This is a genomic window from Azoarcus olearius (assembly GCF_001682385.1).
Taxonomy (GTDB): Bacteria; Pseudomonadota; Gammaproteobacteria; order Burkholderiales; family Rhodocyclaceae; genus Azoarcus; species Azoarcus olearius.
Genome location: NZ_CP016210.1, coordinates 4,437,649 through 4,451,751 on the forward strand (window position 1 = coordinate 4,437,649; position 14,103 = coordinate 4,451,751).

At 66.8% G+C, this 14,103-nt stretch carries 13 protein-coding genes; all 13 read right to left on the reverse strand.

The features are described from left to right. Positions 1-27: 27 nt before the first annotated feature. Positions 28-1,500 (reverse strand): TrkH family potassium uptake protein, encoded by a 1,473-nt coding sequence (locus dqs_RS20300; RefSeq protein WP_011767702.1) that lies wholly within the window; start codon positions 1,498-1,500, stop codon positions 28-30. Next, entirely contained in the window at positions 1,500-2,903 is a 1,404-nt protein-coding gene (gene trkA, locus dqs_RS20305) for a Trk system potassium transporter TrkA (RefSeq protein WP_011767703.1), read from the reverse strand. Before trkA ends, dqs_RS20300 begins: the two co-directional genes overlap by 1 nt. Positions 2,904-2,985: 82 nt before the next feature. Next, positions 2,986-4,233, reverse strand: a complete 1,248-nt coding sequence (locus dqs_RS20310; protein ID WP_065341568.1) for a sigma-54-dependent transcriptional regulator — start codon at positions 4,231-4,233, stop codon at positions 2,986-2,988. A gap of 3 nt (positions 4,234-4,236) precedes the next feature. Next, positions 4,237-6,357 carry a sensor histidine kinase gene (locus dqs_RS20315; protein WP_065341569.1) on the reverse strand — a complete coding sequence of 707 codons (2,121 nt, stop codon included), beginning with the start codon at positions 6,355-6,357 and terminating at the stop codon, positions 4,237-4,239. Next, a complete protein-coding gene (locus tag dqs_RS20320) occupies positions 6,354-6,968 on the reverse strand; it encodes a DUF4390 domain-containing protein (RefSeq protein WP_041642914.1) in 615 nt (204 codons plus the stop codon). Before dqs_RS20320 ends, dqs_RS20315 begins: the two co-directional genes overlap by 4 nt. Next, positions 6,919-8,199: a 16S rRNA (cytosine(967)-C(5))-methyltransferase RsmB gene (gene rsmB, locus dqs_RS20325; protein ID WP_065341570.1), complete on the reverse strand. Its 1,281-nt coding sequence runs from the start codon at positions 8,197-8,199 to the stop codon at positions 6,919-6,921. Before rsmB ends, dqs_RS20320 begins: the two co-directional genes overlap by 50 nt. 92 nt (positions 8,200-8,291) lie before the next feature. Beyond that, positions 8,292-9,269 (reverse strand): polyamine aminopropyltransferase, encoded by a 978-nt coding sequence (gene speE / locus dqs_RS20330; protein WP_157108232.1) that lies wholly within the window; start codon positions 9,267-9,269, stop codon positions 8,292-8,294. Beyond that, entirely contained in the window at positions 9,262-10,026 is a 765-nt protein-coding gene (locus tag dqs_RS20335) for a TSUP family transporter (protein WP_065341572.1), read from the reverse strand. The genes speE and dqs_RS20335 overlap by 8 nt, the downstream gene beginning before the upstream one ends. 59 nt (positions 10,027-10,085) lie before the next feature. Further along, complete coding sequence (gene mnmE, locus dqs_RS20340; protein ID WP_011767710.1) at positions 10,086-11,444, reverse strand: tRNA uridine-5-carboxymethylaminomethyl(34) synthesis GTPase MnmE; 1,359 nt, start codon at positions 11,442-11,444, stop codon at positions 10,086-10,088. Next, entirely contained in the window at positions 11,416-13,059 is a 1,644-nt protein-coding gene (yidC, locus tag dqs_RS20345) for a membrane protein insertase YidC (protein ID WP_041642917.1), read from the reverse strand. Before yidC ends, mnmE begins: the two co-directional genes overlap by 29 nt. A gap of 26 nt (positions 13,060-13,085) precedes the next feature. Next, entirely contained in the window at positions 13,086-13,295 is a 210-nt protein-coding gene (gene yidD / locus dqs_RS20350) for a membrane protein insertion efficiency factor YidD (RefSeq protein ID WP_011767712.1), read from the reverse strand. Further along, entirely contained in the window at positions 13,292-13,558 is a 267-nt protein-coding gene (gene rnpA / locus dqs_RS20355) for a ribonuclease P protein component (RefSeq protein WP_041644152.1), read from the reverse strand. The genes yidD and rnpA overlap by 4 nt, the downstream gene beginning before the upstream one ends. A gap of 97 nt (positions 13,559-13,655) precedes the next feature. Continuing rightward, the gene (rpmH, locus tag dqs_RS20600) at positions 13,656-13,790 is read right to left on the reverse strand and encodes a 50S ribosomal protein L34 (RefSeq protein ID WP_002926183.1); all 135 of its coding nucleotides are present in this window, start codon (positions 13,788-13,790) and stop codon (positions 13,656-13,658) included. Between the last annotated feature and the right edge of the window lie 313 nt (positions 13,791-14,103).

Here is a 14,103-nt window from a genome sequence, read left to right on the forward strand (position 1 = left end):
CGCGCCTGCGTCGCGCGCCGCACCGGCTCAACGCCGCCAGAAGGTCGGCGTGAGGACGACGAGGAAGGTGAAGATTTCGAGACGGCCGAGGATCATCGTGAAGGACAACACCCAGGTCTGGAAATCACTGAGCCCCTGGTAGTTGGACGCCGGCCCCACCGCGTCCAGGCCGGGGCCGGTGTTGTTGAGGCAGGCGACCACCGCCGAAAACGCGGTGATCAGCTCTACCCCGGACGCCGACAGCACCAGCGTCAGCGTGACGATGGTGACCATGTAGATGAAGCTGAACCCGAGCACCGCGTGCAGCGTGCCCTCGCTGACGGGTTGGCTGCCCAGCCGCACCGGCCGAACCGCGTTGGGGTGGAGCGAGCGGATGATTTCGCGCAGCACCTGCTTGTAAAGGATGATCGCCCGCATCATCTTGATGCCGCCGCCGGCGGACCCCGAACAGGCCATGAAGCTGCCGAGGAACAGGACCCAGATCTGCGCGAACATCGGCCACATCGTGTAGTCGTAGGTGGCCAGGCCGAGCGAGGTGGAGATCGACACCACGTGGAACGCGACATAGCGCACTGTCGAGAACAGGTCGGCGTGGGCCTCGAACTGCTGCAGGTAGACGGTGAGCAGCGCGATGCTGAACAACAGCACGGCGAAGAAGAAGGGAATCTCCGGGTCGCGCAGGTAGGGCGCAAACGAACGTCGCGACAGCGCCAGGTAGTGGGTCGAGAAGTTGAGCGCGGACGCGAGCGCGAACACCATCGCCACGCCCTCGACCGCGACGTTGCCGAAATAGCCGAGCGATTCGTCGCGGCTGGAAAAACCTCCCAGCCCGGTGACCGAAAATGCGTGGATCACCGCGTCCCAGCCTTCCAGCCCCGCCAGCCACAGGCTGAAACCGCAAGCGATGGTCAGCAGGATGTAGGTAAGCCACAGCCCCTTCGCGGTTTCGGCGATGCGCGGCGTCAGGCTGGTTTCCTTCATCGGCGTCGGCACCTCGGCCTTGAACAGCTGGCGGCCGCCGATGCCGAGCAGCGGCAGGATTGCGACCACCAGCACGATCACCCCCATGCCGCCTATCCAGTGCATGAAGGTCCGCCACAGGTTGATCGAAGTCGGCAGCCGGTCGAGCCCGGTGAGCACGGTGCCGCCGGTGGCGGTGAGGCCGGATACCGCTTCGAAGTAGGCGTCGGTGGGCGTCAGCTCGGGCAGGAAGGCCATCAGCGGCAGCGCGCCGAATACCGGCAGGATCACCCAGGTCGCGGCCACGAGCAGGAAGCCGTCGTGCACCCGCAGGTCGCGGCGCCGGCTGCGGGTGGCGGCCCACAGCAGCAGGCCGGCGAAGAAGGTGACGAGGATGGCCTGATCGAATGCCATTTCCGCGCCGTCGCCCAAGGCCCAGGCGACCGCCAGCGGAAAAACCATCAGCAGGCCGAAGATCATGATGATCAGGCCCAGGGCGTTGAAAGCGGGGAAATAGGCCCGCGCGTTGGCGCCGCGCATCACAGGAAAGTGAATCCGACCTGGAACAGCTTTTCCACCTTGCGCACCAGGTTCTTGTGGGTACAGAACACGATCACGTGGTCTTCGCGTTCCACCAGGGTGTCGTGGTGCGGAATGATCACTACGCGGCGCAACAGCTTGCCGTCGGCGCGCTTTTCCTCGCGCACGATGGCGCCGATGGTGGCGCCCTTCGGCAGGGCGATTTCCTCGATCCGACGGCCGACCACCTTCGAATCCTTGGGCGAGCCGTGGGCGATGATCTCCAGCGCTTCGGCCGCACCGCGGCGCAGGCTGTGCACCGCCACCACGTCGCCCCGGCGCACATGGGCAAGCAGCGAACCGATGGAGGTGTGGGCCGGCGAAATGGCGATGTCGATCGGCCCGCCCTGCACCAGGTCCACGTAGCTCTTGCGGTTGATCAGCGCCAGCGTGCGGCGCGCGCCCATGCGTTTGGCGAGCGAGGCCGACATGATGTTGTCTTCCTCGTCGTTGGTCAGCGCGACGAACAGGTCCATCTCGTCGATGCCTTCGTTCTCGAGCAGCTTCTCGTCGGTGGTGTCGCCGCTCAGCACCAGCGCGTTGCTCAACTGGGTCGCCAGCGTTTCGGCCCGGCGCTTGTCCACTTCGAGGAGCTTGACGTGGTAGTCGCGCTCGATGCTGCGCGCGAGACGCAGGCCGATGTTGCCGCCGCCCGCGATCATGACCCGCCGCATCGGCCTGTCGGTGCGCCGCAGTTCGCGCATCACCTGGCGGATATGCACGCTCGCCGCGAGGCAGAACACCTCGTCCCCCGGCACGATCACGGTGTCGCCTTCCGGGATGATCGGCTCGCCGTTGCGGTAGATGGCGGCGATCCGGACCTCGACATTGGGCAGGTGGAAGCGCAGCGCCTTCAGCGGGTGGCCGACCAACGGGCCGCCTTCGAAGGCGCGCACACCGATCAGGCTGACGACGCCGTCGGCAAACTCCAGCACCTGTAGCGCCTCCGGAAAGGCGATCAGGCGCTTGATGTAGTCGGTGACGATCTGCTCCGGACAGATGGAAAAGTCCACCGCGAAGTTTTCGTCATTGAGGAGTTCCGGGTGATCGACGTAATCGGTCGAGCGCAACCGGGCGATGCGCGTCGGCAGATTGAACAGCGCTTTCGCGACCCGGCAGGCGCACAGATTGGTCTGGTCGGACTGGGTGACCGCGATCAGCAGGTCGGCGTCGTCGGCGCCGGCGTCGCGCAGTACCGAGGGTGAGGCGGCGTTGCCGCACACGGTGCGGATTTCGAGCCGTTCACGCAGGCTGGCGAGCTGGTCGGCGTTGGTGTCGACCAGAGTGATGTCGTTGGCTTCGGAGACGAGATTTTCCGCCACCGAAGCGCCGACCTGCCCGGCGCCGAGGATGATGATCTTCACGCGCGACCACCCCGCTTGAAATTTGGGACCGCGATTCTACGCTGCGCGGGTAGGCCGGCGATACCGTGCCGGCACCGTGGCTTCAGGCCTCTTCGTGACGCCTGCCCGCCTGCAGGCCCAATTGCTTGAGTTTGCGATAGAGGTGGGTCCGCTCCAGGCCGGTCTTCTCCGCCAGCCGGGTCATGTTGCCGCTCTCCAGCCGCAGGTGGTACTCGAAGTACATGCGCTCGAAGGCCTCGCGCGCCTCGCGCAGCGGCTGGTCGAGCGAAATGCCGCTGACCGCGGCGTCGGCCGGCGGCTGCAGCAGGCGACGCACGTCGGCGAGCGCGATCTCGTCCTCCAGCGTGCCCAGCGCGAGCGACTTCACCGCGGCCCGCAGCTCGGCATAGCCGCCGGGCCAGGCCTGGGTCCGCAGCTGGTTGAGGGCCGCCGACGAGAAGCGCCGCAACGGCACCTCGCCGCCTTCCACCAGGTGCAGCAGGATCTGGCTCGCGAGTTCCGGCAGGTCGTCCTTGACGTCGGTGATCGAGGGCGGCGCCAGACTGACCTCGAACAGCCGGCTGAGCAGGGATTCGTCCCAGCCGTCGGCAAGTAGCGCGTCCACCCCGCGATCGGTGGCCACGACAATGCGAAGGTCATATCTGTCGAGGCGGTCGATGGCGAACGCGAGGTTCTTCTGCTGGCTGCGCGACAGGCGGGCCAGCTCACCGGCGAACAACACCCCGCCCTGCAGCGCCTGCAGCTGGCCGATATCGACCGGGGCGCTCGCCGCCCCCAGATCCAGCCAGGGCGCGCCCGCGGCCTGCACGCTGCGCGCCACCAGTTCGGCGAGGCTGCCGTGGCCAACGCGCAGCAGCAGCACGCGCGAATTCTCGACGATCTGCTCCACCCGGCGGCGCAGTTCGCGCAGCGGCAGCGAGCGCGAGAAGGCGGCCAGCGTCAGTGGCGTGGGCGTGCCCGCCGCCGGTGGACGCTGCAGTCCGCGCTTGACCGCGGACAGCAGCTTCTGCAGCGCGATCGGCTTCTCGAGGTAGTCGATGGCGCCGATCCGCGTCGCCTCCACCGCGGTGTCGATGGTGCCGTGGCCCGACATCATGACCACCGGCATCGTCAGCTGGCCATTGGCTGACCACTCCTTGAGCAGCGTGATGCCGTCGGTATCCGGCATCCAGATGTCGAGCAGCACCATGTCGGGCCGGCCCGCGTTGCGCGCGGCGCGGGCCGCCGCGGCGTTTTCGGCCAGCTTCACATCGTGGCCCTCGTCGCGCAGGATCTCGGAGAGGAGTTCGCGGATGCCGACTTCGTCGTCGACGATCAGAATATTTGCCATTGTTCAGACTTCACTGCCGGGGGTCGCGAAACGCAGGCGGATACGGACTTCCGCGCCGCCGCTGTCGCGGTTGGCGACGCGCACGTCGCCACCGTGTTCATCGATGATTTTCTTCACCATCGCGAGGCCCAGACCGGTGCCGCGCGTCTTGGTGGTGAAATAGGGTTCAAAGGCCCGCGCCAGGACCTCGGGCGGAAAACCCGGGCCGTTGTCGCGGAACAGTAGCAGCGCGCGCTCGCCGTCGCGCCGCGTGACGACGTTGATCGTGCCCTGCTCCTGGCCACCGAGCGCATCCTGGGCATTCTGCAGCATGTTGTGGATGACCTGGCGGATCTGCGACGCGTCGCCGAGCACCGGCGGCAGATCGGCGGACTGCTCGAAGCGGATCAGCACCGCCGCACTTTCGTACAGGGTCAGCACTTCCCGGATCAAGGCATTGAGATCCAGCGTGGTCAGCACCGGCGCCGGCAGCCGGGCATAGTCGCGGAAAGCGTTGACCAGGTTCTTCATGGATTCGACCTGGTTGACGATGGTCCGCGTGGAGCGTTCGAGCATCTCGCGTCCGTCGCCATCGAGCTGATCGGCGAGCTTGAAGGCGAGGCGCTCGGCCGACAGCTGGATCGGCGTCAGCGGATTCTTGATCTCGTGCGCGAGCCGCCGCGCCACCTCGGCCCACGCGGCGTCGCGCTGCGCGGCGATCAGGCGGGTGATGTCGTCGAACACCACCACCAGCCCGCCCCCGGTGGCCTGCGGAAGGCGCGAGCCGTGGATCAGCAGCGTCAGCGGCGAACTGTCCTTGACCGGCAGTTCGATCTGCTCGTGCCAGTCGCCTTCGTGCGCCGCGAACCCTTCCAGCAGTGCATCGCGAAAGTGGGTGTGGCGCGGCCACGCGGCGAGCGCGATATCTTCGAAGCCGAGCAGATCGTCACCGAGGATGGTCATCGCGCCGTGATTGGCAGCACGCAAGGTGCCGTCGGGCGCGAACGCGAGCACGCCAGTGGACAGGTTGGCCAGCACGCTTTCCAGGTAGGCGCGGGCGGACTCCACCGCGGCGCGGTTGCGGTCCGCCGCGGCGCGGGCGTCTTCGAGCTGGCGCGTCATTTGGTTGAAGGACTGGGTCAGCACCCCCAGTTCGTCGCGGGCGGGCAGGGCCTGGCGGGGGCTGTAGTCGCCCTGCGCCACCGCCTGGGTGCCCTCGGCGAGGATCAGCAAGGGCGCCGCCAGCCGGCGTGCCAGCACGAAGGCCACCGCCACTGCCGTCAGCAGCGCAAGCAGCAGGGTCAGCGTCAGCGTCAGCGTGTAGATGCGGTTCAGGCCGGTGCGCGCGAGCGTGAGTTCCTGGTAGTCGCGATAGGCCTCCTGCACCGCTTCGGCGTGACGCGAGAAGGTTTCGGGTACGCCCTGGGTGAGTTGCAGGAGATTCGGTTCGGCGGCGAGCGAGCGGCTTGCGATCGGGACGATCACGCGGATCAGCAGCTGGCCGTCCGGATGGCTGTCCACCAGATGCAGGCTGCGGCTTTGGCGGGCCTGGCGCAGCTGCGCCACGCTGGGCAGCTCCGGAATCCAGTCGCCCACGCCGTCCGAGGCGGTGGCCACCATCTGCCCCGCCGGCGACAGCACGGTGGCGCTCGCCACCCCGGCGGTTTCGCGCAGACGGTTGAGCCGCGCGGGGGTCACCGTGCCCTCGACCTCCAGATCGAGCGCCATGTCCTGGGCTTTCGCATCCACCTGCCCCACGAGGTAGTCGAGCGCGTTCTGTCCGAGCGCGATGCCGCCTTCCAGCGCCGAATCCACCCGGACGTCGAACCAGGATTCGATGCTGCGCACGACGAACTGCAGCGACACCGCGTAGATCACGACACCGGGCACCAGGGCCATCAACGCGAACATCAGCATCAGCCGGTACTTCATGCGCGAACCGAACTGGCGCGCCTTGTACTCGCGCCAGAGGTCCCGCAGCTGCACCGCCACCAGCCCCGCAAGCGCCACCGCGACCGCGCCGTTGATGGCGAGCAGGTAGGGGTAGCTGCCCGCCAGCAGACCGGTGTTGGAACTGGCCGTGGTCAGCAGGAACAGCGAGATGCCGGCAATCGCGGCAATGACGATCAGGGCAATGCGTTTCATCGCGAGGCCGCCGCTCCCGGCAGGAAGGTCCACCGTTGCCAGTCGGTACCGAGATTCCAGTCGCGGCTACCGATGGCGGTGACCTGGAAGGGTTTGGGCAGCTGGGCGGTATCGAGCCTGAAGCGCAGCGACACCTCGTGCGATACGCCGGGGCGCAAGTCCTCATTGCCGGCGATCTGCCAGTTGCGGATACGCTGCATCGTCCGCAGCGCCGCCTCGAGGTTGTCGAAGTTCTGGTGCAGGCTGCCGATCGAAAGGCGGTAGCTGCGGGTGATCGCCTGATACGACAGACGGTAGTTGAGGCTGCGGTTCACCACGACGTCGTTCAACCAGTACCAGCGCGGCCGTTCGACAATGACCTCGGTGACGAAGTACAGCGCCACCCCATGCATGATGGCGTCGACCAGACGGGGGTTGAGATCGACCCGGATGTCCGCATTCAATACGTAGCCGCCCGCATCGCCGGCGACGATTTCGGCCTGCTCCACCTCGACGTCGTCGGCCTGTGCGCTCGCCGCAAGCAAGGCCAGCAGCACGGTCGCGCACGCGACGCGCAGGCGCTCAGGCAGCTTTGCGAAGAAGCGCGTAGAAGAAGCCATCATGGTCGGCATCGGGAAGCAGGCATAGATGGGGCTGGCCGTCGATCGACACGGAAAGCGCATCGGCGTGGCGGGCGAGAAACGCGGCGACCTGGCCCGCATTCTCCTCCTCGAACACCGAGCAGGTGGCATAAAGCATTGTGCCACCCGGGCGCAGCGTGCGCCAAAGCGCATCCAGGATTTCCGCCTGCTGAGCGGCGAACCCCGCAATGTCCTCGTCCCGGCGCAGCCATTTGATGTCGGGATGACGCCGCACCACGCCAGAGGCGGAGCAAGGTACGTCGGCCAGGATGCGATCGAACGGTGTGCCGTCCCACCAGCTATCGACGGCGCGGCAGTCGCCCACCTTCACGCTGGCCTCAAGGCCCAGGCGCTGGAGGTTGGCGCCGATACGGGCCGCGCGTTCGGGGGCGAGTTCGAGCGCAAGCAACTGGACATCGGCGCGCTCGAGCAGATGGGCGGCCTTGCCGCCCGGGGCCGCACACGCATCGAGAACACGATCGCCGTCGTGGAGATCGAGCAGTCGGGCGGCATACTGCGCGCCGGCGTCCTGTACCGAAACGCGCCCCTCGGCAAAGCCTGGCAACCGGGCGACTGCGCACGGCACGTCGAGCAGCACGCCGTCTTCGTCGCAGGGGCGGGCGCCGATCCCGGCCGACGCCAGTTCCGCGAGCACGTCGTCGCGCCGGGCTTTGCGGCGATTCACCCGCAGCGCCATCGGCGGCGGCAAGTTGCCCGCAGCCGCCACTGCCGGCCAAGCGTCGGGCCACTGGCGCCGCAGGCGGGCGATCCACCACGCGGGATGGCGCATGCGGGCGACCTCGCTCGCCGAACGCCAAGCGGCGACCTCTTCGTGCTGACGCAGGCTGTTGCGCAACACGCCGTTTACCATGCCCTTCAAGCCGGGCATTGCGGCAGCCGCGGCGCTTACCGCCTGGTCGACGACGGTGTGAGCCTGTTCCGGCCGTTGCTCCAGGCGATGGAGCGCAACCAGCAACAGCGCGTGGATATAAGCGGGCGGCGGCGATTTCAGCAGGCGGTCGAGCACGACATCACCGCGCCCGTACTCGCGCAGCGTGGACCACGCGAGATCGCGCACCGCCCCGCGGGTGGCGTCCGGCCAGGCGGGATGATCGGCGAGGCGCGCTTCGAACGCAGCGGTGAGGTTGCCGCCTTCGAGCACCGTGCCCACGAGGTCCGCCGCGTGATGCAGCGCATAGGCCAGGCTGTCGGGCGGGAGCATCGCGCCCGCGCGGTCGGTTCGGGGCGAGGAGGGGCGCGGGGCCGGGCTGCGGCGCTGCGTTGACGCGGGGGGTCGGGATGAAGAGAGTCTTTTCACGTTGGCCCGTCGAACTGCGGGTTGGAAAGCGCGGCACGAAGCGCCGTCTGCAGATCAGTCGGCAGCGCGAACTGTGCGCGATGGAGATTGCCATTGTAGTGGCGCACTGCCAGACCCCGCGCGCGGACGCGCCGCTCGATCTCGACGGGGTCAAGCCCGGAAGGATCGAGCGCGTCGGACGCGCTCGCGAAGGCCCAGGCGCCGCCATACACCGGCACGTCGGCGAGATAGGGGCGCACGCAGGCAAAGGACTGCGCGAGCCGGGCCACCAACGCGACCACCTGCGAGCGGTGGTAGTGGGGGGATCCCAGCTGAACCACGATCGCGCCGCCGGGGCGGAGACAGGCCTTGCACGCGGCAAAGAAGGACGCTTCGTGCAAGGCGGCGGCCGTGCCGTCTGGATCGGTCAGGTCGAACACGATGAGGTCGTAGCGCACACCGGCGACTGATTCGGCGTTCGCCAGCACATGCGCGTGTGCGTCGCCGATGGTCAAACGCACCCGGCCGTTTTCGAAGGCGCCGTCGTGTATCGCCGGCAGATAGCGGCGCGCAAGCTCGACAACCGCGTCGTCGAGTTCGACCACGGTGACCGCCTCGATGCAGGGATGACGAATCAACTCGCGCGCCGAGCCGCCATCACCGCCCCCGAGCACGAGCGCTGTCCGCGGCTCCGGGTGGGCAAGCGCTACGGGGTGGATAAGCGCCTCGTGCCCGTAGCTGGCAACGGCCTCCGCCGCCATCAGACGCCCGTCCAGCAGGTAAACCCGGCCGAAATCGGGCGTGTCCCACACCTCGTAGCTTTGGCGAGAAGAGCGGCCCTTGTCCAGCAGGACGGCGCGCCGCAGGACCATGTCGGTCGCGGCACCCAGCGGCGCAGCGACGGCCGTCTCAGGTTTTGACCCGCTCGGGACCGCGGAACTGATCAGGCAGGAAGGCCGTTTTCGTTTCACGTGAAACACCCAGCGGTCAGGCAAGGAACACGTCGTAGGCGAGCTTGAGTATCAGCACGCTGACGACAGCGAGGAACATCTTGCGGACAAAGCCGGCGCCGTGCTTGAGCGCGAGCCGCGAGCCGGCAATGGCGCCGCACAAGTTGCACGCGGCCATCACTGCGGCGAACGCCCAGAACAACTCGACGTTGCGCGCGAAGAAGGTGATCGCAGCGAGATTGGTGGCGACGTTCACGATCTTGGCAGTCATCGAGGCGCGCAGGAAGTCCATGCCCAGCACCCGGATGAACAGGAAGATCAGAAAGCTGCCCGTCCCTGGACCAAAGAAGCCGTCGTAGAACCCGATGCCACCTCCGATCAGAACGGCAAGCGGAACCACCCGGTGCTCGCGCTCGCGGGCAACCTGCCCCAGTTCCTTCTTGGCAAACGTGTAGGCGGCGACCACGACGAGCAGCACGAGCACCAGCGGGCGCAGCATCGCCGGGGGCAGGTAGGCGACCGCCTTGGCGCCATACCAGGAACCGATCAACGCTGCTGCCGCACCCGGCCCCGCGACGCGCCAGGGGATCACCACCCGCCGGGCGTACTGGACTGCGGCGCTCGTCGTTCCGACGATGCTGGCGAGCTTGTTGGTGCCGAACAGCGTGGCCGGCAGTGCGTTGGGAAAAGCCGCAAACAGCGCGGGAATCTGAATCAGCCCCCCGCCGCCAACGATCGCATCCACAAAGCCGGCAAAGAACGCGGCGGCTCCGAGTGCAATCAGAAGAAAATCCACATCCATGGGAGCTGTCCGGTTTCACGTGAAACAACAGGCCACCCGGTGACGAAACCGGGCGCTGCTTATTTGCCGATACAGAAGCGGGAGAAGATCTCGCCGAGCAGATCGTCGGCGGAAAATTCGCCAGTGATTCCGGCGAGCGCCTCCTGCGCCAGCCGTAACTCTTCAGCAAAGAGTTCCAGGGCCGAGGCGGCGGCTTCCGCGGCGGCGAGATGATCCAACGCCTCACGCAGCGCAAGCAGGTGACGTTCCCGCGCAAGCACGACGTCTTCGCCATGCGCATGCCAACCAGCGGCCCGCAACAGTTCGGTGCGCAGCAGATCCACGCCGTCCCCGCTGCGCGCGGACAGCCTCAAGCGCACCGCGCCGGCCGTCTCGGTCCGCTCCGGCGCGAGGCCGAGCAGGTCGATCTTGTTCACCACGGTGATACGTGCAGCGGCGGAAGGGCAACGGGCGGCAAGTTCAGCCTCCAGTGCATCCTCCTCGGCGCCTTCAGAATCGATCACCCTCAGAACGACATCCGCCCGCTCTACCTCGCGCCAGGTACGCTCGATGCCGATACGCTCGACCACATCGCTGGTCTGCCGCAAACCGGCGGTGTCGATGACGTGGAGCGGAATGCCCTCGATCTGGATCGCCTCGCGCAAGGCGTCGCGGGTGGTCCCGGCAACGTCGGTAACGATCGCGCGATCCTCGCCGGCAAGCTGGTTCAACAGGCTGGACTTGCCGACATTGGGCCTGCCGACCAGCACCACGTTCATGCCGGTACGCAGCAAGGCGCCCTGGCGCGCGCGATCCAGCAGGGCGTCGAGTTGAGTACGGATGGCGGCAAGGCGGGGCAGCGCCCGCCCCTTGTCGAGAAACTCGACCTCTTCCTCCGGGAAGTCGATCGTCGCCTCGACCAGCATGCGCAGGTCGATCAGCGCATCGCGGATACGCAGCACTTCCTCGGAGAACTGACCCGACAGCGAGCGCAGCGCGGACCGCGCCGCGGCGGCGGTAGAGGCCTCGATCAGATCGGCGACCGCTTCGGCCTGGGCCAGATCGAGCTTGCCGTTGAGAAAGGCGCGACGGGTGAATTCGCCCGGCTCCGCCAGTCGCGCACCCAAGGCAAGGCACCGCGCCAGCAGCATCTGCATGACCACCGGCCCGCCATGCCCCTGCAACTCGAGGACGTCTTCTCCGGTAAAGGAAGCCGGCGCCGGAAAGTAGAGCAGGATGCCTTCGTCTATCGTGGCGCCGTCAGCGTCACGAAAGCGCGCCAGCGTCGCAAGACGCGGCTGCGGCTCGCGCCCGCACAACTGCTGCGCGAAACCGGTGAGACCCGCCCCCGAAACGCGAACGACGCCGATGCCTCCGCGGCCCGGCGCCGTTGCGATTGCGGCGATGGCCTCAGGCGGTCTTGGCGCCTTGCTTGCCACCCTCGATCATCCGAGTGATCTGCCACTGCTGGGCGATCGACAGCACGTTGTTCACCACCCAGTACAGCACCAGACCGGACGGGAACCACAGGAACATGAAGGTGAACACGATCGGCATCGCCATCATCACCTTCGCCTGGATCGGATCAGGCGGGGTCGGATTGAGCTTCATCTGCACCAGCATGGAAACACCCATGATGATCGGCAGAATGAAGTAGGGGTCCTTCGCCGAAAGATCCTGGATCCAGCCCAGCCACGGCGCCTGACGCATTTCGACGCTGCCGAGCAGCACCCAGTACAGCGCGATGAACACCGGGATCTGCACGAGGATGGGCAGGCAGCCGCCGAGCGGATTGATCTTCTCGGTGCGATAGAGATTCATCATCTCCTGCTGCATCTTGACCTTGTCGTTGCCGTACAGCTCCTTCATGCGCTGCAGGCGCGGGCCCAGCACGCGCATCTTGGCCATCGACTTGTAGCTGGCCGCCGACAGCGGGAAGAACAGCGCCTTCAGGGCCACCGTGACCAGGATGATTGCCCAGCCCCAGTTGCCGGTGAGCTTGTGCAGGGCCGACAGCGCCCAGAACAGCGGCGCCGCGATCACGGTCAGCCAACCGTAGTCCACCACCAGATCGAGACCCGGCGCGATGTTCTCCAGCTTGTCCTGCTCCTGCGGGCCGACGTAGAGGCGGGCCTGGGCGTTGCCCGTGGCACCCGGTTGCACGTCCGCCACGGACTCGATGGCGCCGGCCGAATAGAGATCGCCGCCTACCTTGCGCGCGAAGTACTCGCGCTCCACGCCCGCTTCCGGCAGCCACGCACCGACGAAGTAGTGCTGCACCATCGCCACCCAGCCGTCGTTGGCGGTCTTGGCGAACTTGGCCTTGCCTTCGTCGATATCGGAGAACTTGACCTTCTGGAACTTCGCCGCGTCGGTGTAGTACGCCGGGCCGGTGAAGGTGGTCACGCCAAAGGCTTCCACCTGCTCGGCGGGCTTGCCGTCGCGGGTGAACTGGTAATACGCGTGCGCCTTGACGGGTTCAGCGCCGCCATTGGCGATTTCGTAGTTGACGTCCACCAGGTAGCTGCCACGGTGGAAGGTCATCACCTTGGTGACCTTGACCCCATTCTGCTCGGGCGCTTCGAGGCGCAGCACCAGACGATCCTCGCCGTCCTTCAGCACCTGGTCGCCAGCCGGCAGCGCAAAGCGGGTGCGGTGGGTGGGCAGGCCGGTGCCGATCAGGCCGGACTCGGCCGCATAGAGGTGGCGTTCGCCGTCGTCCAGCAGCAGGAAACCGCGGCTGCGGTCGGTGGTGGCACGGTGCTTTTCGAGTTCGAGCCGCACGATGCTGCCACCTTCGGCCGACACTTCGGCCTGCAGCACGTCGGTAACGACCTTGACCCGCGGCGCCGAGGAAGCCGCGGCAGCGGCCGGCACGGCCGGGGTACCGCCCAGGCTGGCGCTCGGCGTCGGCACCGCGCCGGTCGCGGCTTCAGGAGCGGCAGCAGTCGGCGTTTCGGTTACGGGCGGGCGGTTGTGTTTGATCCAGCCTTCCCACAGCATGACCAGGGAAAGGGTGAAAACCATGAGAAGTATCAGGCGACGGTGATCCATCGGAACTCGCGCTATTCGGTCGTTGATCAGGGAACGGGATCATACCCGCCGGGATGGAACGGATGGCAGCGCGCCACCCGCCGGGCGGCCAGCCAGGCGCCGCGCACGGCGCCATGGCGTTGGACCGCCTCGATGGCGTATTCGGAACAGCTGGGATGGAAACGACAGTTCCGCCCCAGCATGGGGCTGATCGCGTAGCGGTAGAAACGCAGCAGAACGATCAGCACGGTTTTCATGTCTGTGGCAGGCGCCCGAACAACTGCAGGAGATCCTGGTTCAGCGCCGCGCGGCTGGCCTCGGTGACGGGCGCATGCAGGCGGACGATGAGATCGTGAGCCGGCAGGACGGTGCGCTGACGGCGAAAACGCTCGCGGGCGATGCGCTTGACGAGATTGCGCACATTGGCCCGCTTGGCGAGCTTTTTGGCGACCACGACACCCAGTCGGGCAGTCGTCAATGCGTTGGGGCGATAGTGCAGCATGAAGTAGCGCCCACGCAGGGCCCGCCGAAAAGCAAAAACGGATGAAAACTCATCCGTTTTGTGCAATCTGTGGGCGCCAAGGAATCGCTCATCGGCACCCGCGGGATCCGTCACCTCAGACAGCGAGGCGATGACGGCCCTTGGCACGACGGGCGCGGATCACCGCACGACCGCCACGGGTCTTCATGCGGACCAGGAAGCCATGGGTGCGCTTGCGACGGACGACGGAAGGTTGGTAAGTGCGTTTCATGTTCGGCTTGCCTGCAGTTAGGTCAAACGCGAGATTTAATTGGATAATTCCATGTTTGTCAATAAGAATTTTTGGTTTCCGCGCGGCCGGCGCTGTGGATAAGTCCGGGTCCGACGGGTAGAATCGCGTCTTCCAAGTCGCGCCGGCCCAGGAGGGGCAGGCCCCGCCACCAAAAGCGCGGGTCCGGCCTCCGGCGCATGACATCCGAACAACAAGCCCCCTGGCTACAATCCCCCGCCTGTCGCCCGCTTCATCGTCGGTGGCCGGCGGTTTTTTTCCGAGCACCGTGTCGCAAGCGCAATCCGCCCTCTCC